This window comes from Pseudomonas tohonis, from assembly GCF_012767755.2.
GTDB classification, from domain to species: domain Bacteria; phylum Pseudomonadota; class Gammaproteobacteria; order Pseudomonadales; family Pseudomonadaceae; genus Metapseudomonas; species Metapseudomonas tohonis.
In genome coordinates this window covers 3,939,442-3,963,348 of record NZ_AP023189.1, presented here as the reverse complement: position 1 = coordinate 3,963,348, position 23,907 = coordinate 3,939,442, and the positions used below count along the sequence as shown (strand labels likewise).

Sequence of the window (23,907 nt, the reverse complement as noted above, 5' to 3'; positions counted from 1 at the left end):
CCATCGCATTGATCGCACCCTCCGCTGATCTACCCTTTCCAGCCTGGTCCGGATGGAGACTCCCATGGATTACCGCAACCTGGGGCGCAGCGCCCTCAACGTCTCAAGCCTGGTGGCCACCGGGCACGCCTCGACCCCCGGCTATTCCGATCCCGCCTATCCCATCGAAGGCCGACGCGTCGGCTGATCCTCAACCCCTGGAGTACTGCTCATGTTCACAATCGGTTATGCCGCGCAGACCGCCGCTGCACCGCTCGCACCCTTCAAGTTCGAGCGCCGCGAACTGCGCCCCAACGACGTGGCGATGGAAATCCTCTACTGCGGCGTCTGCCACTCCGACCTGCACCAGGCACGCAACGACTGGGGCTTCAGCCTGTACCCCATCGTCCCCGGCCACGAGATCATCGGCCGGGTGATCGAGGTCGGCCCGGCGGTGACGCGCTACAAGGTCGGCGACAACGTGGCGGTGGGCTGCATGGTGGATTCCTGCATGCAGTGCGACCAGTGCCGCAAGGGCGAGGAGCAGCTGTGCCGCGAGCGCAACACCCAGACCTACAACAGCCGTGACCGCATCACCAAGGAAGTCACCTTCGGCGGCTATTCCAAGCACCTGGTGGTGCGCGAGGAGTTCGTCCTGCGCGTGCCGGAAGGCCTCGACCTGGCCAAGGCGGCGCCGCTGCTGTGCGCCGGCATCACCAGCTACTCGCCGCTGCGCACCTGGAACGTCGGCCCCGGCAGCCGCGTGGGCGTGATCGGCCTCGGCGGCCTCGGCCACATGGCGGTCAAGCTCGCCGTCGGCCTCGGTGCCGAAGTCACCGTGCTCAGCCGCAGCGCCGACAAGGCCGACGATGCCAGGGCCCTGGGCGCCGACCGCCTGCTGGTGTCCACCGACAGGAAGGCCATGAGCGCCGCCCAGTCCAGCTTCGACCTGATCATCGACACCGTGCCCTCGCGCCATGACGTCTCGCCCTACATGGCGCTGCTGGACATCGACGGCACCCTGGTGATAGTCGGGCAGATCGGCCCCATCGACGAACAGCTGACCATCCCCTTCGTCCTCGGTCGCCGCCGCCTCGCCGGCTCGCCCATCGGCGGCATCGCCGAGACCCAGGAGATGCTCGACTTCTGCGCCCGCAAGAACATCCTCCCGGACTGCGAAATGATCCGCATGGACCAGATCAACGAAGCCTTCGAGCGCATGGAGAAATCCGATGTGCGCTACCGCTTCGTGATCGACATGGCCTCGCTGTCCGAGGCGGGTTGATCGACGCACCAGCCTGAGCCGCAAGGCCCAGGCACAGAAAAATGCCCGGCCATCGCATCAGCGGTGGCCGGGCATTTTCATGTCGCTTTGGGTCACTTTCGCGAGCAGAGCTCGCTCCTACATCCGTGCCAAGGGTGTACGCCGACTTCCCGGCAGACGCCTTTCCACCGAAGGAGCGAGCTCTGCTCGCGAAGGGTTCACCCGTGCTGCACACCCGCCCGCTTGAGCAGCTGCTTGCAGCGCTCGGACAGGTGCACCACGCGCAGGTGCTTGCCGGCTTTGCCATAGCGCTCGCGCAGGGTCATCAGCGCGGCGATGGCCGAGTAATCGACGAAGCTCAGGTGGCGGCAGTCCAGGGTCACCTGGGCCGGGTCGCCCGCCGGGTCGAACTGATTGAGGAAGGGCGTGGTGGAGGCGAAGAACAGCGTGCCGTGAACCTGGTAGCGCTTGCTGCCGTCCGCCTCCAGGTGGCTGTCGGCGTACAGCTCGCGGGCGTGCTGCCAGGCGAAGTTGATGGCGGCGATGACGATGCCAAGCATCACGGCGGCGGCCAGGTCGGTGAGCACGGTGATCACCGTCACCGCGATGATCACCAGCATGTCGTTGACCGGCACCTTGTGCAGCACCCGCAGCGAGGCCCAGGCGAAGGTCTGCTGCGACACCACGAACATCACGCCCACCAGCGCGGCCAGCGGGATGCGCTCGATCAGCGGCGAGAGGAACAGGACGAAGAGCAGGATCATGCCGCCGGCCACCACGCCGGAGAGCCGGCCACGGCCGCCGGAGCCGAGGTTGATCGCCGTCTGGCCGATCATCGCGCAGCCACCCATGCCGCCGAACAGGCCCGAGGCCATGTTGGCCGCGCCCAGTGCAACGCACTCGCGGTCCGGGTAGCCGCGGCTCTCGGTGATCTCGTCGGTGAGGTTGAGGGTCAGCAGCGTCTCCAGCAGGCCGACCATCGCCATCAGCAATGCATAGGGGGCGACGATGCGCAGCGTCTCCAGGTTCCACGGCACCTCGGGCAGGGCGAACGTCGGCAGGCCGCCGGCGATGTGCGCCATGTCGCCGAGGGTGCGCGTCGACAGGCCCGTGAAGTGGGCCAGCAGGCCGATGCCGAGGATCGCCGCCAGGGCCGGCGGTATGGCGCGGGTCAGGCGCGGCAGCAGGTAGACGATGGCCATGGTCAGCGCCACCAGGCCGAGCATGGTCGCCAGCGGCTTGCCCGACAGCCAGGCCTCGCCCGTCTTGAAATGCTCCAGCTGGGCCAGCGCGATGACGATCGCCAGGCCATTGACGAAGCCGAGCATCACCGGGTGCGGCACCATGCGCACCAGCTTGCCCAGGCGCAGCAGCCCGAAGGCCATCATGATCACCCCGCCCAGCAGCACCGTGGCCAGCAGGTACTGCACGCCGTGCTGCACCACCAGCGCGACGATCACCACGGCCATGGAGCCGGCGGCCCCGGACACCATGCCCGGCCGGCCGCCGAACAGCGCCGTCAGCGTGCAGATGATGATCGCGCCATACAGGCCCATCAGCGGGTTGAGGTGCGCCACCAGGGCGAAGGCGATGCACTCGGGCACCAGGGCGAAGGACGTCGTCAGGCCGGCCAGGACGTCGGCGCGGATGCGGGCTGGTTTCATGGGCTACCGGGGCAGTGCGGGACAGGAGGAGGGCGGCGGATTCTACGGAAACTCCCGCGCCCGGGCCAGTTGCCTCGGCCCGGGTCTCCAAACCGCCGCCCATGCCGTGGGGGGCGAATCCATTCGCGATGGAACATCCGACGATTCGCAGCCAGGTGCCGGCGGCGAGTCCTTCGCGGCTGAAGCCGCTCCCACAGGGGGTGCCTGTCGGGCCTCGCTGCGCTTGGCGCCAACCTATGGCACCCCGCCCAACGCGGCCACGCTGCCCACCGGTGGGTAGGGTGGATGGCGCTCTTCTCATCCACCAGCGGGGTCGCATGGATACTCGGAGCTGGGGCAGTCCTGCGGCCTGCTGGGCGACTGAAGTCGCCCCTACAAATCGCCCCGGCAGGTGGGGGCCGCCTTTGAGCCTCAGGCCTCCTCGGCGCGCGCCGCCGGCGCCTGGGCGAACAACGACTGGCCGAGGCGGCGTGCTGCCTGCAGGTACTCGGTCGGGTCGCGGCTTTCCGATTCCAGCAGCAGCTCGGAGCTGACCACCTGCGCGCCGCAATAATCGAAGATGCCGTGGTCGATCTGTGCCTTCATCGCCGCCCGGTAGCCGTGGCGCTCGAAGGTGCCGGCATCCGCACCGCCGATGCCCAGCAGATGCACCTTCAGGTGCTGCAGCTTCTTATCGAAGCGCTGGTCGAGGACGAAGTCGAAGGCCCAGCCGTTGCTGAACACGCGGTCGATCCAGCCCTTGAGCAAACCGGGCATCGACCACCAGTAGACGGGGTAGACCAGCACCAGGGCATCGGCGCCGTCGATGCGTGCCTGCTCGGCGAGCACATCCGCCGGCGGCGTCGCCTGGTGGCGGTGCACGGCGTGGTCGGCGGGGTTGAAGCGGGGGTCGAAACCCTCGCGGAACAGGTCGGCGATCTGGCTGCCGTTACCGGGCGCGGATTCGGCCACGCCCCGTGCGACCTCGGCGGCGATGGCGTGGGTCAGGGATTCGGGATCGTGGTGGGCGACGACGATGAGGGCTTGCATGACGGAACCTCCCGGGGCTCGATTGCGGGGTGGCTGAAAGCGCTTATATACTTTCAGTAAGTTACGGCTGGTAAGTTACTTTTGGTAGGTTATTCATGTCAAGCGATGAGCAGGAACGGGATTCCACCGCACAGCCGCGCCGCCGGCTGTCCCGCGAGGAGCGTCAGAAACAGCTGCTGGACGTGGCCTGGCGCCTGGTGCGGGAGGAGGGCAGCGATGCGCTGACCCTCGGCCGCCTGGCCGAACTGGCGGGCGTCACCAAGCCCGTGGTCTATGACCACTTCGGCACCCGGCAGGGGCTGCTGGCGGTGCTCTACCAGGATTACGACGCGCGCCAGACCGCGGTCATGGATGCCGCGCTGGACGTCGCCGAGCCGACGCTCGAGGGCATCGCCCGGGTCATCGCCTCGTCCTACGTCGCCTGCGTGCTGCAGCAGGGGCGCGAGATCCCCGGCGTCGCCGCCGCCCTGGCCGGCTCGCCGGAGCTGGAGCGGATCAAGCGCGAGTACGAGGTGATCTTCCTCGACAAGTGCCGCGCCGTGCTCACGCCCTTCATTGGCCAGGGCACCATCGGCGCCGCGGGGTTGCGCGCGATGCTCGGGGCGGCCGAGGCGCTGTCCCATGCCGCCGCGGCCGAGGAGATCACCCCGGCACAGGCGGAGGACGAACTCTTCGCCACCCTCATCGGCCTGGTGCAGCGCAGCACGCGCTGACCGGGGCCGGGGTCAGCGCCGGCGCCCGGCCAGGGCGATCGCCAGGGCGAGGAGGATCAACCCCAGGGCGACGAGGAAGGTGCCGCGCATGCCGGCGGCGATGGCCTCCGGCGTGGCGTGGCTGATGTCGTCGCTCGCCGTGGCGAAGGCGAACACCGCGCCCAGGGCCGCTGCACCGGTGACCAGCCCCAGGTTGCGCGACAGGTTGAGCAGGCCGGAGGCCACGCCGCGCCGCTCCGCCGGCACCTCGGCCATCACCCGGGTGTTGTTGGCCGCCTGGAACAGCGCATAGCACGCGGTCAGCCCGGCCAGCGGCAGGATGTAGCCCGGCGCGCCCAGGCCCGTCGGCAGCAGCGGCAGGGCCAGGGTGGCCAGCGCCATGCCCAGCAGGCCGAGGCGGACCATGGGCCCGGCGCCAAGACGGTCCACCAGGCGGCCGGCGGGCACGCCCATCAGCGCGGCCACCAGCGGCCCGCAGGCCATCGCCAGCCCCACCTGGGCCGGCGCCAGGCGCAGGGCACCGGCAAGGTAGAACGGCCCGACCACCAGCGTCGCCATAAGCACCGCGCTCACCAGCGCCCCCATGGCCAACCCGGCACACAGCACGGGATCGCGGATCATCGCCAGGCGCAGCAGCGGCGAGGCGCTGCGCATCTCGACGCGGACGAACAGCGCCAGGCCCAGGCACGCCGCCAGCAGCAAGGCGCCATTGAGCGTGCCGAAGCGGCCGCGCCCCAGGGTCATGGCCAGCGCATAGGCGGCCAGCGTCAGGGCCAGCAGCAGGGTGCCGGGGAGGTCGAAGCGGGCGACGCCTGCGGTGCCGGCGCGCTCAGCGGGCAGATGGCGCCAGGCGAGGACCAGGGCCAGCAGGCCCAGCGGCAGGCCGACCAGGAACAGCGCCCGCCAACCGGGCCCGGCGAGCAGCAACCCACCGAGCGAGGGTCCCAGCGCGGTGCCGATGGCCGAGAGGGTGCCGAGCAGGCCCATGGCGCTGCCGCTCTTCCCGGGCGGCACGGTCTCGCCGATCAGCGCCATCGCCAGGGTCATCATCGTCGCCGCCCCCAGCCCCTGCAGGATGCGGGCGACGATCAGCCAGCCGAGCGAAGGTGCCAGGCCACACAGCAGGGACGCGCCGGTGAACAGCAGCAGGCCCGCCAGCAGCAGGCGCCGGCGGCCCAGCAGGTCGCCCAGGCGGCCCGCGCCCACGCTCAGCGTGGTGATGGCCAGCAGGTAGGCGAGCACCACCCACTGCACGTCCTGGAAGGGGGCTCCGAACGCATCGGCCAGGGTCGGCAAGCCGACATTGGCGATGCTGGTGCCGAGCGAGGCGAGCAGGGTGGCCAGGGCGAGGCTGGCCAGTGCCCATTTCGAGCCGGTGGTTCGTTCGGAGGGGGCGGATGTTGCGGTGGTGGAGTGCATGGCGCTCTTCCAGTGGTGGGTCGCCCGCAGTGTGTTCGCCTCGCTGGTATGGCGGAAGGCGCAGCATTTGCACTTTATTCATGCATCGGGCGCCATGTCCCGGCGGCGGCATGCTAGTTTTTCCACCCATGACCCATCCCGATTTCAACCTGCTGATCACCCTGGACGTGCTGCTCGCCGAGGGCAGCGTCGCGCGTGCCGCCAAGCGCCTGCACCTCAGCCCCTCGGCCATGAGCCGGGCCCTGGCGCGGCTGCGGGAGACCCTGGGTGACCCGCTGCTGGTCCGCGCCGGCCGTGGCCTGGTGCCCACGCCCCGGGCGCTGGAGCTGCGCGAGCAGGTCAGCCAGCTGGTGCTCGGCGTCGAGAGCGTGCTGCGCCCCGTGGAGCACCTCGACCTGCAGCGCCTGGCGCGCACCTTCACCCTGCGGGTCGGCGACGGCTTCGTGGAGAATTTCGGCCCGGCGCTGGTTGGGCGCATCGGCGAGGAGGCACCGGGCGTGCGCCTGCGCTTCGTGACCAAGACCGACAAGGACAGCGCGCCCCTGCGCGACGGCAGCGTCGACCTCGACACCGGCGTGGTGGGCGCCGATGCCGGCCCCGAGATCCGCACGCGAGCGCTGTTCCAGGACCGCTTCGTCGGCGTGGTGCGCGAGGGCCACCCGCTGACCCGTGGCGCCATCACCGCCGAGCGCTATGCCGGCGGGCGCCATGTGCTGGTGTCGCGACGCGGCAAGGACCGTGGCCCGGTGGACGAGGCGCTGAAGGCTGCGGGCCTCGCGCGGGACATCGTCACCCTGGTGGGCGGCTTCTCGGCGGCCCTGGCGCTGGCCCGCGCCTCCGATCTGATCGCCACCGTGCCGGAGCGCCACAGCGGCAGCCTGCGGGCCGGGTTGTTCAGCTTCCCGTTGCCGCTGGACGTCGCGCCGATCCAGGTCTCCATGCTCTGGCACCCGAGGATGGACGCCGACCCGGCGCATCGCTGGTTGCGGGCCTGTGTGAGGGAGGTATGCGCGGCGTGAACGGGTCTCAGCGCAGCGGGTAGACCTGGCGGCTGCCGTCGGCGTTGTGCACCGTCAGCACCGGCGTGGCGTATTCGGCGTGCCGCTGCGACGGGGCGTTCGCCGCGCGGCAGGCCTGGCCGCGGCTGTTGCGCAGCTTCTGCAGGGTGGCGCAGGCCATCACTTCGTTGAAGGCGCGGGCCAGGGGGCCGCTCCGGGGCCCAGGGAAGCGTCGCCCGCTGAACTGCCGGGCGCTGTCCTCCAGGCCCTGCAGCACCACGGCGCAGAGCAGGCGCTCGACGTTGCCGGGGATGCGCCGCCGGTGCACCGGGTTGACCCCGAGCAGGTCCAGCAGGCGCTGCCTGCCCAGGGCGTCCAGCACCTGCGCCTCGCTGGCGACCAGCAGGCTGCCGGCCGAGCGCAGCAGCGCCTGGTAGGTGGCCAGCTGTTCGTGTTGCGCGGCTTCGAGTTCCTTGAGGAGGGTGCGGGTGAAGGGCAGGTGCTGGCGCATCCTGCGGCGCCGGCTCCAGAGTTCGCGTTGCTGCTGCTCGTGCTGCTGCGTGGCCTTCCTGAGCGCCATGCGCATCGCCGCCAGCCGGTTCGCCCAGCTGCGCGAGGGGTCGTTGGCGATCGCCAGGAATTGCCCAAGATATCCAGCTACCACGTTTCGGTTCTCCGCCCGTGCACATCCATCCCCGAGCCGGGCGCCATCCACCGCTCCGCTCCAGGCGCAAGACACCACGATCCGCGCCCCCTGCTCAAGGAATTTATTGGCACCGCGTCAATTGTTGAGGGCGCCCCGGGGGCTGCCGCTCAGGCCCGCTGGCCGATGTGCCGGCGCAAGGCGGCCTGGGCGATCAGCGCCTCGGCCTGGCCGGAGCCGCCCTTCACTGCCGAGGCGGCGATGCCCCGGGCGGCGGCGAGCAGCTGCTCGCGCTCCATCCCCGCTTCCTCGGCGGCCGCCAGGGTGGCCTCCAGGGCGATCCACAAGGCTTCCTGCAAGGCGGCTGTGCGCGCTGGATTCATGTGCCGATCCTCAGCTGCGGGTCACGATGTTGAGCGTGCGCCCATCCTTGTAGGTGATCACGCCCTCGACGCTGCGTCCGTTGGGCAGGGTGATGCGCAGCTCGTCGGCATCGCCCAGGTCGAGGTCGCAGGTGACGCTGAAGATGCCGGGGATGGTTTCGTCGAGCACCACGGCGGCGCTGCTGGCGGTCGGCATGCTCGACGAGCCCGTGTTGCCGGGGACGTAGACGAGGGTGGCCAGGCCTTCATAGTGCGTGTGCATGGTGGGGTCCTCCGAGGGGGGATGCTGGAATGACTGCGGCCGATCCGGGGGAGTTCAGGTGACGGGATGATCGGTCCGGCCCGCCGTCGCCGGTCAACGGATTGGTGGAACAACCAGCGGCGGTCGCGGCTCCACCGAAGACGACGATCCACCGACGTCATCCACCGAAGCCCCCCGTCCACAGGAGCCGACCATGAGCGACCTACCCCGCAACACCGACAACCGCTGCGTCGAATCGAGCCCGACCGCCGACCGTGAACCGCCCACCCGGGAGCGCGAAGGCATACCCGCCGAGCTGCACCCGGACTGGCAGGCACCGCGCACCCCCTCCACCGAGGACCGGCCGGCCACCACCGATGCCCCGGACAGCCCGCCACGCTGAGCGCTCACGCGTGAGTGACCCGTGACCACCGCCAAGAAAGGAGGGCAGCCATGGCCAGCCACATCGTGCATTTCACCGCGCCGATCAACTCCACCACCAGCGGCCAGCTCATCGAGCGCTGCACCCAGGCCGTGCAGCAGGGCGCCGACGAGCTGGTGATCAAGATCGCCACCATGGGCGGCGAGTGCAGCTACGGATTCTCCCTGTACAACTTCCTCATCTCGCTGCCCATCCCCGTGCGCACCCACAACCTGGGCACGGTGGAGTCCATGGGCAACATCATCTTCCTCGCCGGCGAGCGACGCAGCGCGTGCCAGCACAGCAAGTTCCTCTTCCACCCCTTCCACTGGAACCTCAACGGCTCGGTGGACCACGCGCGGATGTCGGAATACGCCATGAGCCTGGACTACGACCTGCACCTCTATGCGCGCATCGTCGCCGAGCGCACGCCCATGGCGGCCGAGCCGCTGGACATCCTCGACTACCTCAAGGCCGCGCCGCGCATCCTCGATGCCGAAGCCGCGCTGGCCACCGGGATGATCCACGAGATCGACTGCCTGGGCATGGCGGCGGACGCGGTGAGCTCGTCGATCCATTCCTGAATCGCGTCGTGCCCGGGCCCGTCGGGTCGCACCCGACCCACGGCCGGCTGCACCGCACCTGCAGGGCGGCTTCAGCCGCCAGGCAGCCCGCCCAGCCCCCGAAAAGAGCTTGAACCGCTTCGCCGCACGCGCGTCAGTCATTAGGAGAGGCGCCGGCACGGACCGGCCTCCGCAACCGATGAGGACACGACCATGAATGCAATCGAACTGCTCAAGCAGGACCACGTCACCGTTAAAGCCCTTCTCGAACGCCTCGGCAGCACCACCGAGCGCGGGGTCAAGACCCGCACCGAACTGCTGCAGAAGATCGAGATCGAGTTGCTGGTCCACACCACCATCGAAGAGCAGATCTTCTACCCCGCCTACAAGGCCGCCGGGGGCAAGGACGAGGCCGTGATGTCGGCCGAGGCCAAGGAGGAGCACCGCACCGTGGACTCCCTGGTGCTGCCGGACCTCAAGCAGACCTCGCCGTCCTCCGTGGAATTCGCCGGCCGCGCCAAGGTGCTCAAGGAGCTGCTGGAACACCACATCGAGGAAGAGGAGAAGGAGATGTTTCCCCAGGCCGCCAAGCTGCTGGGCAAGCAGAAGCTCGCCGAGCTGGGCGCGGAGATGGAGGCCCTGAAGAAGTCCATGAAGCAGGACCTGCAAGGCAAGGCCGCCTGACCCGGGGCCGGGCCCGGACCTGCTCCGGGCCCGGCTGCGCGCGCCGTGCCAGCGCAGCGGCCCCGCCTTCCCGCCCCCGGACCGTTCGTCCCGAAACCCTGAACACCTCGCCCATTCCCCTTTCGGACCTATGAATGCCCACACGCTTCGGAGGTCCACCATGCGCGCTCTCACCTATCACGGCAGCCATGACGTTCGCGTCGACAACGTCCCCGACCCCATCATCCAGGAGCCGGACGACATCATCCTGCGGGTCACCGCCACCGCCATCTGCGGCTCGGACCTGCACCTCTATCGCGGCAAGATCCCGCAGGTGAAACACGGCGATGTGTTCGGCCACGAATTCATGGGCGTGGTGGAGGAGGTGGGCCCGGCGGTCACGGCCGTGAGCCGGGGCGACCGGGTGATCGTGCCCTTCGTCATCGCCTGCGGCAGCTGCTTCTTCTGCGAGATGAACCTGCACGCCGCCTGCGAGACCACCAACCCGGGGCGCGGCGCCATCCTCAACAAGAAGCAGATTCCTTCCGGGGCTGCGCTGTTCGGCTACAGCCACCTCTACGGTGGCCTCCCGGGCGGCCAGGCGGAACTGGTGCGGGTGCCCAAGGCCAACACCGGCCCCTTCCGCATCCCCGATGCCCTGAATGACGAACAGGTGCTGTTCCTCACCGACATCCTGCCCACCGGCTACCAGGCGGTGATCAATGCGAGCGTGGGCCGGGGTAGCCGCGTGGCCATCTACGGCGCCGGGCCGGTGGGGCTGATGGCCGCCGCCTGCGCGCGCATGCTCGGCGCCGAGCAGATCTTCATGGTCGACCAGCACGCCTATCGGCTGGCCTACGCGCAGCGCACCTACGGGGTGATCCCGATCAACTTCGACGAGATCGACGACCCGGCCGAGGCCATCATCGAACAGACGCCCGGCCACCGCGGCGTGGACGCCGCCATCGATGCCGTGGGCTTCGAAGCCAAGGGCAGCACCACCGAAACCATACTCACCGCCCTCAAGCTCGAAGCCAGCAGCGGCGTCGCCCTGCGCCAGTGCATCGCCGCCGTGCGGCGCGGTGGCACCGTCAGCGTGCCGGGCGTGTATGCCGGCTTCATCCATGGCTTCCTCTTCGGCGACGCCTTCGACAAGGGGCTGACCTTCAAGATGGGGCAGACCCACGTCCACCCGCTGCTCCCCGACCTGCTCGAACACATCCAGAAGGGCGACCTGAATCCCGAGATCATCATCAGCCACCGTCTCAACCTGTCGGATGCAGCCGAGGGCTACCGCCTGTTCGACAAGGCCGAGGACGACTGCCGCAAGGTGATCCTGCGCCCGTAGACCCGAGCGCATCAGGTGCCGGATCGGGCTCCGAGGGTGGACAGGTGAAGCGTTGTCCACCCTGTGCCCGGTCCCGTTGCGCGCGTGCCTCCACCGCCTGCGTTCAGTGGGCCCCCGCGTTCGTGGGGACCCACTAAAGGAGAGCGTGGATGGCGTACGCAGGGTGGCGGCTTCGAGGCGTATGTGCGCATGCCTCGTCATCCCCGCGAACGCGGGGACCTACTGAAGACGAACGCGGGGACCCACTAAAGGCGAGTGGAGCAGGCCGTCGCCTCAGGGCTTCTTGTGCGTGGCGGCGAGGTCGCGCGCCATCTGCAGGTGATGCTCCAGCTTGGGCAGGGTCTTGCTGGCGAAGGCGGCGATCTCCTTGTCATCGGAGGCGGCGGCTTCCTTGAACAGCTCGACGGTCTTCTCGTGGGCCACCACCTGGTTGTTGGCGTAGGCCTCGTCGAAGTCCTCGCCGTCACGCAGCTTCAGGATCAGGGCCTTGGCCTTGTTCATCAGCTCGGCCTCGGTCGCCACTTCCAGCTTCTTCTCGCGGGCGATCACCGCCAGTTCGCGGTTCGCCGCGCTGTGGTCGTCGATCATCTGCTGGGCGAAGGTCTTGACGCCGGGCGTGGTGGACTTCTCCAGGGCCAGCTTGCCGCTTTCGATCTCGGCGATGCCGCCCGCGCTGGCTTCGTCGACGAAGTCATCGGCATCGACCTTGTCGGCGGCGAGGAGCGGGGTGCTGAGGGTGGCGCAGAGCAGGGCGGGAAGAGCGAGGCGGTTGAGTCTCATGGTGATCTCCAGGGGTTGAGGGTTACAGGGTTGTAGAAGCGGCGACCCGGCGGAAAGTTGCACTTTTTGGATGAGCGCCACGCGGCCTGCCACCCGACCGATTTCCTGAACCTCTCCCGGGCCTTCGCCCTTCCAAACCATGGAGACACCCGCAAGCAGGAGACCCCCATGGCGATACGCAACCAACGCACGACGCACTCGGCCCGCAGCCGGCCGCTGCCGCCCCCTGGCAACCAGCCGCTGGCCAAGACCCTGAGCTTCGCCGTGCTGCACTTCGCCATCGCCTTCACCGTGGCCTACCTGCTGACCGGGAGCGTGCTGACCGGCGGGCTCATCGCCCTCATCGAGCCGGCCTGCAACACCGTGGCCTTCTATTTCCACGAGCGGGTCTGGCAACGCTTCGGCGTTCGCGCGACGCCGCAGAAGGGCCACGGCCACGGCAACCTTTCCAGAGACCTGCGGCGCGCCTCGCGCTGACGCCGCGCAACCATCAGGAGACCCACCCCATGCACCTTCAGACCCATAACGTCCACGGCGTCGAACGCGCCCTCTCGGTCGCCGCCGGCGTCCTTTCCATCGCCTCGGGCGTCTACCGGGGCGGCGCCCCGGGCGTGATCAAGGCGCTCGGCGGCGCCGCCTTGCTGTTGCGCGGCGTCAGCGGCCATTGCAGCGTCAAGGGCCTGGTGATCGACCCCGAGACCGAGCTCGAATACCTGCGCCAGCGCGTGGCGGCCCTGCGTGCGGCGTTGCCGCGCATCGAGGATCACCCGCTGCGCAGCCAGCGCGAGCTGGAGGCCAAGGTGGACAACGCCGTGGAAGAGACCTTCCCCGCGAGCGACCCGATCTCGCCCTGAGTCAGCCCGCGTCGCCGGCCCCGCCGAACAGCGCAGGGCCGGCTTCGCGCATGAATATCTCGACGGTCTTCGGGCCGATTCCCTCGAACGCCAGCAACCGCTGCTCGAACTCGCCCTGGTCGGCACTGCGCTCCAGCAGGGCGCGGACCCGGCCGCCGTATTCGTCGTCGAGCCTGCCGCACAGCGCGCGCAGGCGCTCGGCCGTGGAGCGGTCGTAACGCACGTAGCGCGCCTGGCCGAGCATGCGCACCAGGTCGGCGTGGCTGCTGCCCCCGAGCGTGCGCGGCGTATCGCGCCCGTTCGCCTCGACTATCACCCGGTAGGCGCGCTCGGCGACGGACTGCTGGATGGGCTTGCCGAACAGGAAGGCGGCGATCAGCCATTTGAACAGCGCGCCTTCCTCGCCCCGGGCGAGCCCCTGGTCCAGGCCGAGCTGGCGGGCGGTGACGGATTTTGCGGCCAGGGGACACCTCGCTGGAGCCGATCGACGGGCAGGCCGGAGGCGCGGCGGCACCTCCGGCACGGGGGCGCTATGACGCGGGTTCTTCCGGCTGTTCCTGCTCGGTGCGGGGCTTCTGGCGGAAGTAGGGTTTGGGGCGCGAGAAGGTGAGGGGTTGCGGGCCCGGGCGGTCATCCCGGATCAGGCTGATGTCGCGGATCTCCAGGCCGCAGGCAGCGAGCCAGGCCACGGCGGACAGGTTGCCGAGCGGCCTCGGCGGTGCGTCGCCATAGGCATGCTCCACCACGCAGCGTGCGGCCGTCTTGTGGTTGGGCAGGTGGTTCGAACGAACGGTGACGGACTTCTCCTGACCTTCAGCATCGAGATAGCTGATGAGCCAATCCATATCTCCTCCTGATTGCAGATATCCAACGTGCAGAAACCCATGGAAGGGGGCGGACTGCGCTATAGAGCGGACGATCAGGAGAATGTTGCAGAAAAAATTCGGCTGTCCCGATGATCAGGATCTGGGCTCGGCCGCCTTGGCGAAATCGTGCTCGATGCTGGCGGTGATGCGCTGGATGATGTGGCCGTACTCCTCGCCCTCCACCAGCTCGCACAGCTGCATGGCCGCCGCCATGCCGATGGCCACGGAGTAGGAGATCTGGCGAGCGGGGAAGGGGCCGCCGCGCTGGGATTCGAGGGTGGCCTGGATCGCGTCGTTGAGGCGGGCCTTCATCTCGTCCTTGGTCATGTCGCTCTCCGCTGGCTGGGGAAATCCAAGCATAGACGCCACTGGGCCCGCGGTCGGGCAGCCGGTCAGTGCGTTTCCACCAGGTAATGGGACAGCGTCCTGGCACAGGCGCTGATGCCCTCCAGCAACACCATCTCGAAGCCGTGGGTGTTCTCCGTGGGGATCGCGATGCAGCCGGCCTGGGCACAGAGGCCGCTGGCGAGCACGGCGCTCGCGTCCGAGGCGAAATCCAGCAGCAGCGCGTACTGCGGGTCGTAGCCGCAGCGCTCGCCCGCGCGCTGCAGCTGTTCGGCGACGGCCCGCGTGTAATAGGCCTTCATGTCACCTGTGCTGATGATCGGGTCGGCGCAGAGACGCGTACCGTACTCCGCCATCACCGGCCCCACTTCGACGGCGATGGTGGTGTCGCCGGGCAGTGCTCGCGCGGCATACATCGCGCCGGCGTTGGACTCCTCCTCCTGGGTGGTGAAGACGAAGTAGACGTCGCGATGCAGCTCCTGCTTCCTGCTGGCCACCAGCGCTGCCGCTTCCAGGCAGGCCAGCAGTGGAGCCCGGTCATCGAGGAAGTGCGCGGCGACCGCATCGCCGACCCGCCATGGCGTGCGCCAGTGCTGCGAGAGCACCACGCGCGTACCGGGCCTGACCCCGGCCTCACGCAGCGCATCGACGCTCATGCGGGTGATGACGTGCACGTCCTTCCAGTGCACCGCACCCGACTGCACGTCCTGGCCCTGGGGCGATTCGCGGGTGGCATGCATCGAGCCGAACGACAGCACGCCGCGCAGCACGTTGCCCCCCGTGAGGATGTCCACCGGGCAGACGCCGAAGTTCACCGGGTTGGCCCCGCCCAGCGCCACGACGCGCAGCGTGCCATCCGGCTCCACGCGCTTGACCACCATGGCGATCTCGTCGAGGTGCGCCATGACCAGTACCCCGTCGTTGGTGGCGCCCTGGCCGGGCGTCGTGCCCTGGATGATCCCCACCAGGTTGCCGGCCGGGTCGGTCCAGACCCGGTCGCAGTGCTTGGTCAGTTCGGCATGGCACACCGCGCGTACCTCGGCCTCCTGGCCACCCGGCCCCCTCGCCATGAGGAGGTCGTCGAGCAGCCGGTTACCGCTGCCTGTGATGCCGTCGTGCATGATCGTTTTCCCTGTTCCGCGGGGCCGTGAGCGGCCCGTCATTCAACAGAGCCCGGCGCCCCGTGGCGGGTTCAGCAAAAACGAGCCGCAACGGCTCAACGGCGTGGCGGCTGGTACAGCTGCACGTCTTCCAGGGTGATGCCACGGGCACCGAGCCAGGACTCCACGTTGTCCCGCGAGGTGGAGGGGCAGGGCTGGCCGGGGAACTCGAGGTGGTAGATGGAGAAGGCCACGGCCTTGAGGTTGGGCACGTTGCGCGCGCGCATCAGCATCTGCCGTACTTCGCCTTCCATGCGGTAGGTGACGAGCCAGCGTCTCGCAGGTTGGTCCCAGGTGGTCATCCGTGTCGGCTCGCCGGTGCGTCGCGGCGCGCCAGCAGGCTGGTGAACTCGCCCTCCAGGGTCAGGCACAGCCGCTGGATGGAGCGTTCTGTCTGAAGCTGGCCGTCGGGCATGGCATCCAGGGTCAGGGTGTCGTGCGTATCGCGGTGGGTGAAGCGCAGGGTGGTGGTGCCGTCGTCGTGCGATTTCGCCTGGCAGCTGCAGATCGGCATGTGCTTGGCGAACAATCGTTCGATCTCGGAGTGGTTCAACGCCATTCAGGCGATTCCTTGTTTCAGGCTTCCATGCGGCCACTGTAGCCCCCGTGAAACACAGGTAAATGGTGGCTAACGGCCCCGTCGTGCCTGTACGTAAGCAGCGTTGCCGCGAGCCTGTACAAGAAGTCGGCTCGGCGAACAAGGAAAACCGGACAAGGGGCAGCCCTGTACAGCCCCTGTATCGAATGTCGGTTGATATAAGGCTGATATCGACAGGAGTCCGGATAGGCGCGCCGCCAATGGCGCGTGGTGTTTTATCGACGAGTGGTCCCTGGCAGGCGGCCTGCGCGCCCATCGCTGGACGCACAGGCTGCCGGGCTCAGGGTTTCTGGTAGGCGCCCGAGCCGAGGTCGGCCCCGGTGAGCGGGTCGGCGGCCGGGTCGGACGCGGTGCGCAGCTTCATCTGTTCGACCACCTCCAGCTTGGCCTCCGGCAGGTCGACCTCGGCCAGGCCGCTGCCCCCGTCGACCGCCGGTTGCGGGTCGTCGACGAACGCCCACTGGTCGCCCTGGTTCCACGAGCCACGCATGTCGCCTTCGCCCTGGGAGAGGTTGAAGTAGACGCTGGTGAACTCCGGCATCCCCGGCAGCTTGCCCTGCGGGAAGTTCGGCTGGATGGCATGCAGGGCCTTCTCGAACGACTTCTGGTGCGCCAGCTCGCGGGTCATGAGGAAGCCCAGCGCCTCCTTGATGCCCGGATCGTCGGTGACGTTGATCAACCGCTCGTAGATGATCTTCGCCCGTGCCTCCGCCGCGATGTTGGAGCGGAAATCAGCGGTCGGCTCGCCGATGGAGTCGACGTAGGCGGCCGTCCAGGGCACGCCGGCGGAGTTGGTCAGCGCCGGCCCGCCACCGTAGAGCAGCGAGGTGATGTGGGAGTCGTTGCCGCCCTCTGTCAGCGAGCGGTAGAGCGCGGCTTCCTCCTCGATGGCCTCGGCGAGGTCACCCTTGGCGCCCTTGTTCAGCATCGCGACGATCGAGCCGATGATCTCCAGGTGGCTCAGCTCCTCCGTCGCGATGTCCAGCAACAGGTCCTTGCGGCCTGGGTCGTCCTCATTGAGGCCCTGGGTGAAGTAGCGCATCGCCGCGGCGAGCTCGCCTTGCGGGCCGCCGAACTGCTCGAGCAGCAGGTTGGCGAGCCCCGGGTTCGGCGCCCCCACACGCACGGTGTATTGCAGTCGTTTGTTGTGCACGAACATCACGTATTCCTCCACGGTTGAGCCGGTTCCCTCGGCGTTCTGGAAGGCGTTCCTCGCCCCTTCAGAGGTGATCCGCCGGGTGCATCGAGGGTTCATTGAAAATTCCAAATGGTTATCAAGCGAAGCGCTTACCGCTTCGCATGGAATAACCGCTTCGCTTGTTTTTCTCGTAAAAAACCTTGAACCGTGGCCGTTTGCCGGGCTTCCCAATGCATATCCCGTCCATCGATCCACCCGGAGAGACGACATGACCGAGAAGACCGAGAACCTGCTGAGCTGGCTGCGTGACGCCCATGCGATGGAGCAACAGGCGGAGCAGATGCTGACCGCACAGAAAGGCCGCCTGGAGAACTACCCCAAGCTGCGGACCCGGATCGAGAAACACATCGAGGAAACCCAGGGCCAGAAGGCCCTGCTGGAAGAGGCGCTGCAGCGCCTGGGCTCCGAACCCTCCACGCTCAAGGACATCGGCGGCAAGCTGATGGCATTCGGGCAGGCGGTGGGCGGCATGGCCGTGAGCGACGAGGTGATCAAGGGCGCCATGGCCGGCTACGTGTTCGAGAACCTGGAGATCGCCACCTACACCGTGCTCATCGCGGCGGCCAAGGCGGTCGGCGATACCGAGACGCAGAAGACCTGCGAGAAGATCCTGCCGCAGGAAGTGGCGATGGCCGAGTGGCTGAAGGAGCACCTGCCCGAACTGACCCAGGCCTTCCTCGACCGCTCCGAAACCCCGGGTGTCGAGGCCAAGCGGTGAGGCCGGCGCTGGGCGGGTGCTGTGGAGTACCCGCCAACCAGCCCCTGGTGAAGACACTGACCTTCGCGGTGCTGCACTTCTCCATCGCCTTCACCGTGGCTTACCTGCTGACCGGGAGCCTGCTGACCGGCGGGCTCATCGCCCTCATCGAGCCGGCCTGCAACACCGTGGCCTTCTACTTCCACGAGCGCCTGTGGAGCCGACGCGGCGCCCAGCCGGCCCGGGGCTACGGCCACGGCAGCCTGATGCGGGCCGTCGAAAGCCCCAGGCGGCGGGAATGACCACGGGCCGGATGGTCTTTTGCCAGGCCTGGAGGATCGCCGGGCGGTCCCGGGTGCCCATCTGCCCGACCGCTATCGAGTCGGGCTGAGGGGCGCCCTGATCCTGGTGGCCAACCACCCCACTCGAAGGAGCCCACCATGCTCGTCCATCACCTCAGCTGCGGCTGCATGTGCCCCGTCGGTGGCGCCCTGTTCGACGGCTTCAGCAAAGGCGCCACGGCGTGCCTGGTCTGCCACTGCCTGCTGATCGAGACCGCCAGGGAGGGCCTCGTGCTGGTGGACACCGGCTTCGGCCGGCGCGACCTGTCGCGCTCCGCCAGCTCCATCAGCCCGTTCTTCCGCACGCTGAACAACATCCGGTTCGACGAACGCCTCAGCGCCCTGACGCAGATCGAGCAGCTCGGCTACCGCGCCGAGGATGTGCGCCACATCGTGCTCACCCACCTCGATTTCGACCATGCCGGCGGCCTGGGTGATTTCCCCGACGCCACGGTGCACCTGCTGGCCGAGGAAAAGGCCCATGCCGAGGCACCCGGTGGCGGCTTCATCAATCGCCGCCGCTACATCGACCGCCACTGGCAGGGCGTCCGCCACTGGCAACCCTACGCGGCGCAGGGCGAAAGCTGGAAGGGCTTCGCGGCGGTCAAGGCACTGATCGGTTGCGAAGCGGAGGACATCTACCTGGTGCCGCTGCGCGGCCATACGCTGGGCCACGCCGGGGTCGCGGTCGCCGTCCCCGGTGGCTGGTTGCTGCACGCCGGTGACGCCTATTTCTACCGTGGCGAGATCGGTTACTCGCAGCGCCATTGCACCCCCGGGCTGCGCTTCTACCAGTGGATGATGGAGGCGGACGCCCAGGCGCGCGCCGCCAACCAGCAGCGCCTGCGCCAGGCGGCGCTGACACAGCCCGACCTGCGCATCTTCTGCAGCCATGACGCCCAGGAATTCGCCCGCCTCAGCGGGCGCTCCGTGCTGGCCGACGGCACCGTCATCGGGAACACAGCGGCTACAGGGAATCCGTAGGAGCGAATTCATTCGCGATGGGGCGCCCGGCCACTCGTGGCCTTGTGCTTGCGGCGGGTCTTTCGCGGCTGAAGCCGCTCCCACGGGGAGGCACTGGGAGAGGGCGTGCAGCGTTGTGTTGGGCCTCGCTGCTCGGCGCCAACCTACGGTGACGGCGGGCCCAGTGAACGCAGCGGCTATTGGGTACCCGTGGGAGCGAATTCATTCGCGATGGGGTATCAGGCCACCCGTGGCCTTGTGCTTGCGGCGGGTCTTTCGCGGCTGAAGCCGCTCCCACGGGGCACGGGGAGAGGGCGTGCAGCGCTGTGTTGGGCCTCGCTGCGCTCGGCGCCAACCTACGGTAACGGTGTATGCACAACCTCCACCCCGACCCGTCACCCCCGCGAACGCGGGGGCCCACTGAACGCAGCGGCTATTGGGTACCCGTGGGAGCGAATTCATTCGCGATGGGGTATCAGGCCACTCGTGGCCTTGTGCTTGCGGCGGGTCTTTCGCGGCTGAAGCCGCTCCCACGGGGCACGGGGAGAGGGCGTGCAGCGCTGTGTTGGGCCTCGCTGCGCTCGGCGCCACCTACGGTGACAGCGGGGGCCCAGTGAACGCAGCGGCTATGGGGTACCCGTGGGAGCGAATTCATTCGCGATGAGGCGTCCGGCCACTCGTAGCCTTGTGCCGGTGGCGGGTCTTTCGCGGCTGAAGCCGCTCCCACGGGGCGCGGGGAGAGGGCGTGCAGCGCTGTGTTGGGCCTCGCTGCGCTCGGCGCCAACCTACGGTGACGGCGGGGCCCAGTGAACGCAGCGGCTATGGGGTACCCGTGGGAGCGAATTCATTCGCGATGGGGTATTAGGCCACTCGTGGCCTTGTGCTTGCGGCGGGTCTTTCGCGGCTGAAGCCGCTCCCACGGGGCACGGGGAGAGGGCCGTGCAGCGCTGTGTTGGGCCTCGCTGCGCTCGGCGCCAACCTACGGTGACGGTGCGCGGAAATCCCATCCAGCACCGTCACCCCCGCGAACGCGGGGGGCCACTCAACACACGCTCAACACACGCGGGCGTTCACGGCTGCTGGTAATGGCCGGGCGTGGTGCCCGCTTCGTGCTCACGGGTGATCTTGCTGACCTGCACGTCGCTGATATCGGCGGGGTCGCAATCCTCGTGCCGCGCCAGCAGGTACTCGCGGGCGAATTCCACGCTCATGCGCGTATCGCTGGAGCGCACCTCGTGGTGCATCGGCTCGTTCCGGAGCAGGTAGCTGATGAGGAAAAGGGGGTCGCTCATGGCGTGTCTCCTGTCGTGGCACCCCGTCGCGGGGTACAGGACGCTCAGTGTTCGAGGGTGCCCGGATCGGTCGAAGGGTCCTGCGGGCCGCCGGGTGAGTCGTGCTCGGGAGAGTCGTCATGCCTGCCGTCGTGGGTGGCGTCGCCGTCGCGGTTGTTCACGGGCCGCCCGTCTTCGGTCCTGACCTTGCCGTCCTGGTCGCGATGGGTTTCCAGCGGGCGCTGCGAGCCCGGTGCGGAGGAGGGGCTCGATGCCGAGCCTTCGTCCGCGTCGGGGGAGCCCGCGGGCGCCTGGGCGTGAACGCTGCCGGCGAGCAGCAGCGAGGCGATGAGGGTGAGTCCGGGGGATGTGCGCATGGGTGTGTCTCCAGGGCAGGGCGGGTTCGCATCGGAGCGGGGCCCGCCGGTTGGCGGGCCCCCGTTGCGGCCTGGGTCAGCTACGACCGCCGTGGCTGTTCTGCCCACCCTTGCGTCCGGCCTCGGAGGCCTTCTCGGGGTCGTTGGCAAAATTGCCGCCGCTGTTCTGGCCGCCCTTGCGGCCGGCTTCGGAGGCTTTCTCGCGGTCATTGGCGAAGTTGCCGCCGCTGTTCTGCCCACCCTTGTGCCCGGCTTCGGCTGCGCGTTCCGGGTCGTTGGCGAAATTGCCCCCACTGTTCTGGCCACCCTTGCGGCCGGCTTCGGAAGCTTTCTCGCGATCGTTGGCGAAGTTGCCGGGGTTGTCGTTGCTCATGGTCGTTCTCCTTCCTGTTCGGGGCCGGAATGGCCCCGCTGAATTGAGAAGGCGGGCGTCCGGGATTCGTTCGACCTGATTGGCGCTTCGCTAAGCGGTTGAAAGATAAACGGTATTTTTTGGCATGACGCCGATATCAAGACCCTGGACGCTCGTTGCACAAGAAGCGATTTCGGCCTCGGGCTCGGCTTCGCGCCGTGCATCGGACCTGAACGACACGGGGCGCTTGCGCCTCTATATGAATGACGGCGGCACCCCCGCCTTCATCCCGGAGGCCCGATCATGCTGCGCATCGCCACTTTCAACATCAACGGCATCCGCTCCCGCCTGCCCGCGCTGCTGGCCTGGTTGCAACGGGAGGCGCCCGACATCGTCTGCCTGCAGGAGCTCAAGGCCGTCGACCGCAACTTCCCCGTCGAGGCGCTCGCCGAGGCCGGCTACGGCGCGATCTGGAAAGGCCAGCCCTCCTGGAACGGCGTCGCCATCCTGGCCAGGGGCATGACGCCCCTGGAGATCCGCCGTGAACTCCCCGGGGACCCGGCCGACAGCCAGAGCCGTTACCTGGAGGCGGCGGTCCGGGGGGGGGTGGTCGCCTGTCTCTACCTGCCCAACGGCAACCCGCAGCCGGGGCCGAAGTTCGACTACAAGCTGGCCTGGTTCGAACGCCTGATCCGCCACGCCCGGGGCCTGCTCGACAGCGAGCACCCGGTCGTGCTCGCGGGCGATTTCAATGTGGTCCCCACCGACGCCGACATCTACAACCCACGCTCGTGGCGCAAGGACGCCCTGCTGCAGCCGGAGAGCCGCGCCTGTTTCCAGCGCCTGCTCGACCAGGGCTGGACGGACGCCCTGAAACGCCTCTACCCGGAAGCCAGCCCCTTCACCTTCTGGGACTACTTCCGCCAGCACTGGCAGCGGGACTCGGGGTTGCGCATCGACCACCTGCTGCTCAGCCCCGCCCTGGTCGAGCGCCTGGAGGGCGGCGGCGTGGACCGCTGGGTGCGCGGCGAGGAGCACGCCAGCGACCATGCGCCGGCGTGGATCAGCCTGGCCGAGTAGCTGGGCGATGCGCGCTCAGGGCTTCTGGCGGGCGCGGTAGAGAAGGTAGGCGCCGAGGGCTGCGACCGCCGCCGCGGCAGCCAGCCCGGCCTGGGAGCCGCCCGAAGCCCATCCGCCATGGACCTGACGGCGACCCGATGGAGGGCCGAACAGGTTGCCCGACGACAGGCCGGCAAGCGGTGCGCGGTCGATCGCCCTGGCGGTGCCCCGGCCCAGCAGGCGGGTGAAACCGGGCGTGAGGAAATGGGCGAGGCGCAACCAGTGGGCCGCAGCGCCCACGGTGCGGATCGGACGCGGGGCACAGGCCAGCTCGAGCATCGCCTCGGCGACCTGCTCGGGGTCGTAGATCGGGGAGGGGGGCGAGAGACGGTGCCCGGTGTAGTTGGCGCCGTCCCGGAAGCCGGGGGTGTCGATTACCGCCGGATACAGGTTGCAGACATGGATGTCCGGCCAGTCCGCCAGTTCCCCGCGCAGGGCCTCGGTGAACCCCACCAGGCCGAACTTGGCCGCCGAGTAGGACGCCGCGTAGGGCTGGGCGACCCAACTGCCCACCGACAGGGTGTTGATCAGGACGCCGCTGCCCTGCCGCTTGAACTGGGGCAGTACGGCATGCGCCCCCCGCAGGTAACCCAGCAGGTCGGTCTGCACCACCTGTTCGTGTGCCTGGAGGGGTGTCTCCTCGAAACTGCCGACGCTGCCCACCCCCGCGTTGTTGATCCAGACGTCGATCCGCCCTTCATGTTCGACGGTCGTGTCGGCCAGCGCCTGCACCGCCTCACCCTGCGTGACATCGGTCGGCACGGCCCGGGCCTCGCCCCCCAGGCGGCGGCATTGTTCCGCCGTTTCCTCCAGCGCTGCACCGTCGCGCGCCGCCAGTACCAGCCGGGCACCGCGAGCGGCGAACGCATAGGCAGCGACTCGGCCTATGCCGCTGGATGCGCCGGTCAATACCACCACCTTGCCCTTGAGTTCCTGCATGTTCGTCATGGTCTGTTCTCCTCGGTCGACCCCATTGGGAGTCCACTGCCGAGCGGTCGTTCAGGTCTTCGGCTCCAGTGGCGGGCCTGCCTGCTCGCCAGGCCGCTGGCCGGCCTGGATGCGCCGGTAGATCTCCTCGCGATGCACCGGCACCTCGCGCGGGGCGGAGATCGCCAGCTTCACCGAGAAGCCGCGGATCTCGGTGACGGTGATCACCACATCGCTGCCGATGTGGAATTTCTGGTCCGGCTCGCACGTGATGATGCGCATCTGGCAGTCCTCTCGGGGGCTCGGCGGACCGTTGAAGGGCGGGCGCTCGTTCATCCCCGGGCACCCGGGCCGAAGGCCGGCGCCGCCCGTTCGGGGAGCGCGGTGGGCGAGCCCGCGTGCTCACCGGAGGCGGGCAGCGGGCGGTGGGTGGCGGCACAGGGCCGTCGCTCCGGCGTCGGTTCCCCGTATCCGTGGGCGGGTTGGGTCGGCAAGGGCATCGGCATCGTCTGGGCTCCATGGTCGGGCAGGGGGCGTCCTGGGGGGCGCCGGCTTCAGGTGGCCTTCGTCTTCACTCGGGGTCGCCCGAGCCGTCGTCGCCCTGGATGTCCGGGTCGTCCGGCTGCACCTCGGGCTCGTCTTCGGGCAGCCGCTCCACGGCGGAACCCGGGTCTTCGTTGCCGGGGTCGTTGATCAGGTCGTCGTCATCGTCGTGCATGGTGGAGTCCTCT

The 23,907-nt window shown here is 68.7% G+C and carries 34 protein-coding genes; 14 read left to right on the top strand and 20 right to left on the bottom strand.

The genetic code is table 11. The features are described from left to right. Positions 1-64 precede the first annotated feature (64 nt). Together HSX14_RS31420 and HSX14_RS17955 are read left to right on the top strand one after the other, a co-directional pair. Complete coding sequence (locus tag HSX14_RS31420) at positions 65-187, top strand: hypothetical protein (RefSeq protein WP_271103180.1); 123 nt, start codon at positions 65-67, stop codon at positions 185-187. A gap of 24 nt (positions 188-211) precedes the next feature. After that, positions 212-1,264: an NAD(P)-dependent alcohol dehydrogenase gene (locus HSX14_RS17955; protein ID WP_173177348.1), complete on the top strand. Its 1,053-nt coding sequence runs from the start codon at positions 212-214 to the stop codon at positions 1,262-1,264. Between the two features lie 197 nt (positions 1,265-1,461). On the opposite strand, the gene HSX14_RS17950 is transcribed toward HSX14_RS17955, so the two are convergent. Both HSX14_RS17950 and HSX14_RS17945 read right to left on the bottom strand, forming a co-directional pair. Then, positions 1,462-2,907 (bottom strand): SulP family inorganic anion transporter, encoded by a 1,446-nt coding sequence (locus HSX14_RS17950; RefSeq protein WP_173177346.1) that lies wholly within the window; start codon positions 2,905-2,907, stop codon positions 1,462-1,464. Positions 2,908-3,318: 411 nt separating this feature from the next. Next, a complete protein-coding gene (locus tag HSX14_RS17945; protein WP_173177344.1) occupies positions 3,319-3,936 on the bottom strand; it encodes an NAD(P)H-dependent oxidoreductase in 618 nt (205 codons plus the stop codon). A gap of 95 nt (positions 3,937-4,031) precedes the next feature. Here HSX14_RS17945 and HSX14_RS17940 point away from each other — a divergent pair, with 95 nt between their 5' ends. After that, positions 4,032-4,649, top strand: a complete 618-nt coding sequence (locus HSX14_RS17940; RefSeq protein WP_173177342.1) for a TetR/AcrR family transcriptional regulator — start codon at positions 4,032-4,034, stop codon at positions 4,647-4,649. A gap of 12 nt (positions 4,650-4,661) precedes the next feature. Here the strand turns inward: HSX14_RS17940 and HSX14_RS17935 are convergent, their stop codons facing one another. Beyond that, entirely contained in the window at positions 4,662-6,068 is a 1,407-nt protein-coding gene (locus HSX14_RS17935) for an MFS transporter (protein ID WP_173177339.1), read from the bottom strand. A 128-nt stretch (positions 6,069-6,196) separates the two neighbouring features. On the opposite strand from HSX14_RS17935, the gene HSX14_RS17930 reads away from it, so the two are divergent. Then, entirely contained in the window at positions 6,197-7,087 is an 891-nt protein-coding gene (locus HSX14_RS17930; protein WP_173177337.1) for a LysR family transcriptional regulator, read from the top strand. A 7-nt stretch (positions 7,088-7,094) separates the two neighbouring features. Here the strand turns inward: HSX14_RS17930 and HSX14_RS17925 are convergent, their stop codons facing one another. The 3 genes from HSX14_RS17925 to HSX14_RS17915 all read right to left on the bottom strand — a co-directional run bounded on the left by HSX14_RS17925 (position 7,095) and on the right by HSX14_RS17915 (position 8,354). Next, on the bottom strand, positions 7,095-7,730 hold the full coding sequence (locus HSX14_RS17925; protein WP_173177335.1) for a hypothetical protein: 636 nt from the start codon (positions 7,728-7,730) through the stop codon (positions 7,095-7,097). A 149-nt stretch (positions 7,731-7,879) separates the two neighbouring features. Continuing rightward, positions 7,880-8,092, bottom strand: coding sequence for a hypothetical protein (locus HSX14_RS17920; RefSeq protein ID WP_173177333.1), 213 nt, complete (start codon positions 8,090-8,092; stop codon positions 7,880-7,882). Between the two features lie 10 nt (positions 8,093-8,102). After that, entirely contained in the window at positions 8,103-8,354 is a 252-nt protein-coding gene (locus HSX14_RS17915; protein WP_173177331.1) for a hypothetical protein, read from the bottom strand. 193 nt (positions 8,355-8,547) lie between these two features. Here HSX14_RS17915 and HSX14_RS17910 point away from each other — a divergent pair, with 193 nt between their 5' ends. The 4 genes from HSX14_RS17910 to HSX14_RS17895 all read left to right on the top strand — a co-directional run bounded on the left by HSX14_RS17910 (position 8,548) and on the right by HSX14_RS17895 (position 11,328). Further along, positions 8,548-8,736: a hypothetical protein gene (locus HSX14_RS17910; RefSeq protein ID WP_173177329.1), complete on the top strand. Its 189-nt coding sequence runs from the start codon at positions 8,548-8,550 to the stop codon at positions 8,734-8,736. A 50-nt stretch (positions 8,737-8,786) separates the two neighbouring features. Next, entirely contained in the window at positions 8,787-9,338 is a 552-nt protein-coding gene (locus tag HSX14_RS17905) for an ATP-dependent Clp protease proteolytic subunit (RefSeq protein ID WP_173177326.1), read from the top strand. 192 nt (positions 9,339-9,530) lie between these two features. Beyond that, positions 9,531-10,001, top strand: a complete 471-nt coding sequence (locus HSX14_RS17900) for a PA2171 family ribosome-binding persister protein (protein ID WP_111262545.1) — start codon at positions 9,531-9,533, stop codon at positions 9,999-10,001. Positions 10,002-10,161: 160 nt separating this feature from the next. Then, positions 10,162-11,328: a zinc-dependent alcohol dehydrogenase gene (locus HSX14_RS17895; RefSeq protein WP_173177324.1), complete on the top strand. Its 1,167-nt coding sequence runs from the start codon at positions 10,162-10,164 to the stop codon at positions 11,326-11,328. Positions 11,329-11,601: 273 nt separating this feature from the next. Here the strand turns inward: HSX14_RS17895 and HSX14_RS17890 are convergent, their stop codons facing one another. After that, entirely contained in the window at positions 11,602-12,108 is a 507-nt protein-coding gene (locus HSX14_RS17890; RefSeq protein ID WP_173177322.1) for a DUF4142 domain-containing protein, read from the bottom strand. 168 nt (positions 12,109-12,276) lie between these two features. On the opposite strand from HSX14_RS17890, the gene HSX14_RS17885 reads away from it, so the two are divergent. Together HSX14_RS17885 and HSX14_RS17880 are read left to right on the top strand one after the other, a co-directional pair. Continuing rightward, complete coding sequence (locus tag HSX14_RS17885; protein ID WP_173177320.1) at positions 12,277-12,585, top strand: DUF2061 domain-containing protein; 309 nt, start codon at positions 12,277-12,279, stop codon at positions 12,583-12,585. A gap of 29 nt (positions 12,586-12,614) precedes the next feature. Next, positions 12,615-12,962 (top strand): YgaP family membrane protein, encoded by a 348-nt coding sequence (locus tag HSX14_RS17880; RefSeq protein ID WP_173177318.1) that lies wholly within the window; start codon positions 12,615-12,617, stop codon positions 12,960-12,962. Position 12,963: 1 nt separating this feature from the next. On the opposite strand, the gene HSX14_RS17875 is transcribed toward HSX14_RS17880, so the two are convergent. From HSX14_RS17875 to HSX14_RS17845, 7 genes are all read right to left on the bottom strand, one after another. Continuing rightward, on the bottom strand, positions 12,964-13,476 hold the full coding sequence (locus HSX14_RS17875) for an HhH-GDP family DNA glycosylase (protein ID WP_373874734.1): 513 nt from the start codon (positions 13,474-13,476) through the stop codon (positions 12,964-12,966). A gap of 16 nt (positions 13,477-13,492) precedes the next feature. Beyond that, the gene (locus HSX14_RS17870; protein WP_173177316.1) at positions 13,493-13,807 is read right to left on the bottom strand and encodes a hypothetical protein; all 315 of its coding nucleotides are present in this window, start codon (positions 13,805-13,807) and stop codon (positions 13,493-13,495) included. 114 nt (positions 13,808-13,921) lie between these two features. Further along, positions 13,922-14,155 (bottom strand): hypothetical protein, encoded by a 234-nt coding sequence (locus HSX14_RS17865; protein ID WP_173177314.1) that lies wholly within the window; start codon positions 14,153-14,155, stop codon positions 13,922-13,924. A 65-nt stretch (positions 14,156-14,220) separates the two neighbouring features. Beyond that, on the bottom strand, positions 14,221-15,294 hold the full coding sequence (locus HSX14_RS17860; protein WP_173177312.1) for a M28 family peptidase: 1,074 nt from the start codon (positions 15,292-15,294) through the stop codon (positions 14,221-14,223). A 95-nt stretch (positions 15,295-15,389) separates the two neighbouring features. After that, positions 15,390-15,635 carry a hypothetical protein gene (locus HSX14_RS17855; RefSeq protein WP_173177310.1) on the bottom strand — a complete coding sequence of 82 codons (246 nt, stop codon included), beginning with the start codon at positions 15,633-15,635 and terminating at the stop codon, positions 15,390-15,392. Continuing rightward, positions 15,632-15,892: a DUF1652 domain-containing protein gene (locus HSX14_RS17850; RefSeq protein WP_173177308.1), complete on the bottom strand. Its 261-nt coding sequence runs from the start codon at positions 15,890-15,892 to the stop codon at positions 15,632-15,634. Before HSX14_RS17850 ends, HSX14_RS17855 begins: the two co-directional genes overlap by 4 nt. A 319-nt stretch (positions 15,893-16,211) precedes the next feature. Further along, positions 16,212-17,090: a manganese catalase family protein gene (locus HSX14_RS17845; protein WP_173177306.1), complete on the bottom strand. Its 879-nt coding sequence runs from the start codon at positions 17,088-17,090 to the stop codon at positions 16,212-16,214. A 247-nt stretch (positions 17,091-17,337) separates the two neighbouring features. On the opposite strand from HSX14_RS17845, the gene HSX14_RS17840 reads away from it, so the two are divergent. From HSX14_RS17840 to HSX14_RS17830, 3 genes are all read left to right on the top strand, one after another. Then, on the top strand, positions 17,338-17,847 hold the full coding sequence (locus tag HSX14_RS17840; protein ID WP_173177304.1) for a ferritin-like domain-containing protein: 510 nt from the start codon (positions 17,338-17,340) through the stop codon (positions 17,845-17,847). 8 nt (positions 17,848-17,855) lie between these two features. Continuing rightward, positions 17,856-18,128 carry a DUF2061 domain-containing protein gene (locus HSX14_RS17835; RefSeq protein ID WP_373874738.1) on the top strand — a complete coding sequence of 91 codons (273 nt, stop codon included), beginning with the start codon at positions 17,856-17,858 and terminating at the stop codon, positions 18,126-18,128. A 138-nt stretch (positions 18,129-18,266) separates the two neighbouring features. Next, a complete protein-coding gene (locus HSX14_RS17830; RefSeq protein ID WP_173177300.1) occupies positions 18,267-19,151 on the top strand; it encodes an MBL fold metallo-hydrolase in 885 nt (294 codons plus the stop codon). A gap of 1,049 nt (positions 19,152-20,200) precedes the next feature. Here the strand turns inward: HSX14_RS17830 and HSX14_RS17825 are convergent. The 3 genes from HSX14_RS17825 to HSX14_RS17815 all read right to left on the bottom strand — a co-directional run bounded on the left by HSX14_RS17825 (position 20,201) and on the right by HSX14_RS17815 (position 21,151). After that, positions 20,201-20,422: a hypothetical protein gene (locus tag HSX14_RS17825; protein ID WP_173177298.1), complete on the bottom strand. Its 222-nt coding sequence runs from the start codon at positions 20,420-20,422 to the stop codon at positions 20,201-20,203. A gap of 44 nt (positions 20,423-20,466) precedes the next feature. After that, the gene (locus tag HSX14_RS17820; protein ID WP_173177296.1) at positions 20,467-20,778 is read right to left on the bottom strand and encodes a hypothetical protein; all 312 of its coding nucleotides are present in this window, start codon (positions 20,776-20,778) and stop codon (positions 20,467-20,469) included. A 76-nt stretch (positions 20,779-20,854) separates the two neighbouring features. Continuing rightward, the gene (locus HSX14_RS17815; protein WP_173177294.1) at positions 20,855-21,151 is read right to left on the bottom strand and encodes a con-10 family general stress protein; all 297 of its coding nucleotides are present in this window, start codon (positions 21,149-21,151) and stop codon (positions 20,855-20,857) included. A 282-nt stretch (positions 21,152-21,433) separates the two neighbouring features. Here HSX14_RS17815 and HSX14_RS17810 point away from each other — a divergent pair, with 282 nt between their 5' ends. Beyond that, the gene (locus HSX14_RS17810; RefSeq protein ID WP_173177292.1) at positions 21,434-22,210 is read left to right on the top strand and encodes an exodeoxyribonuclease III; all 777 of its coding nucleotides are present in this window, start codon (positions 21,434-21,436) and stop codon (positions 22,208-22,210) included. A 15-nt stretch (positions 22,211-22,225) separates the two neighbouring features. Here HSX14_RS17810 and HSX14_RS17805 read toward each other — a convergent pair whose 3' ends face one another. The 3 genes from HSX14_RS17805 to HSX14_RS17795 form a co-directional block, all read right to left on the bottom strand. After that, positions 22,226-23,197, bottom strand: coding sequence for an SDR family oxidoreductase (locus HSX14_RS17805; protein WP_228723458.1), 972 nt, complete (start codon positions 23,195-23,197; stop codon positions 22,226-22,228). Positions 23,198-23,248: 51 nt separating this feature from the next. Continuing rightward, the gene (locus tag HSX14_RS17800; RefSeq protein ID WP_173177281.1) at positions 23,249-23,458 is read right to left on the bottom strand and encodes a carbon storage regulator; all 210 of its coding nucleotides are present in this window, start codon (positions 23,456-23,458) and stop codon (positions 23,249-23,251) included. A gap of 289 nt (positions 23,459-23,747) precedes the next feature. Then, positions 23,748-23,894 (bottom strand): hypothetical protein, encoded by a 147-nt coding sequence (locus HSX14_RS17795; RefSeq protein ID WP_173177279.1) that lies wholly within the window; start codon positions 23,892-23,894, stop codon positions 23,748-23,750. Between the last annotated feature and the right edge of the window lie 13 nt (positions 23,895-23,907).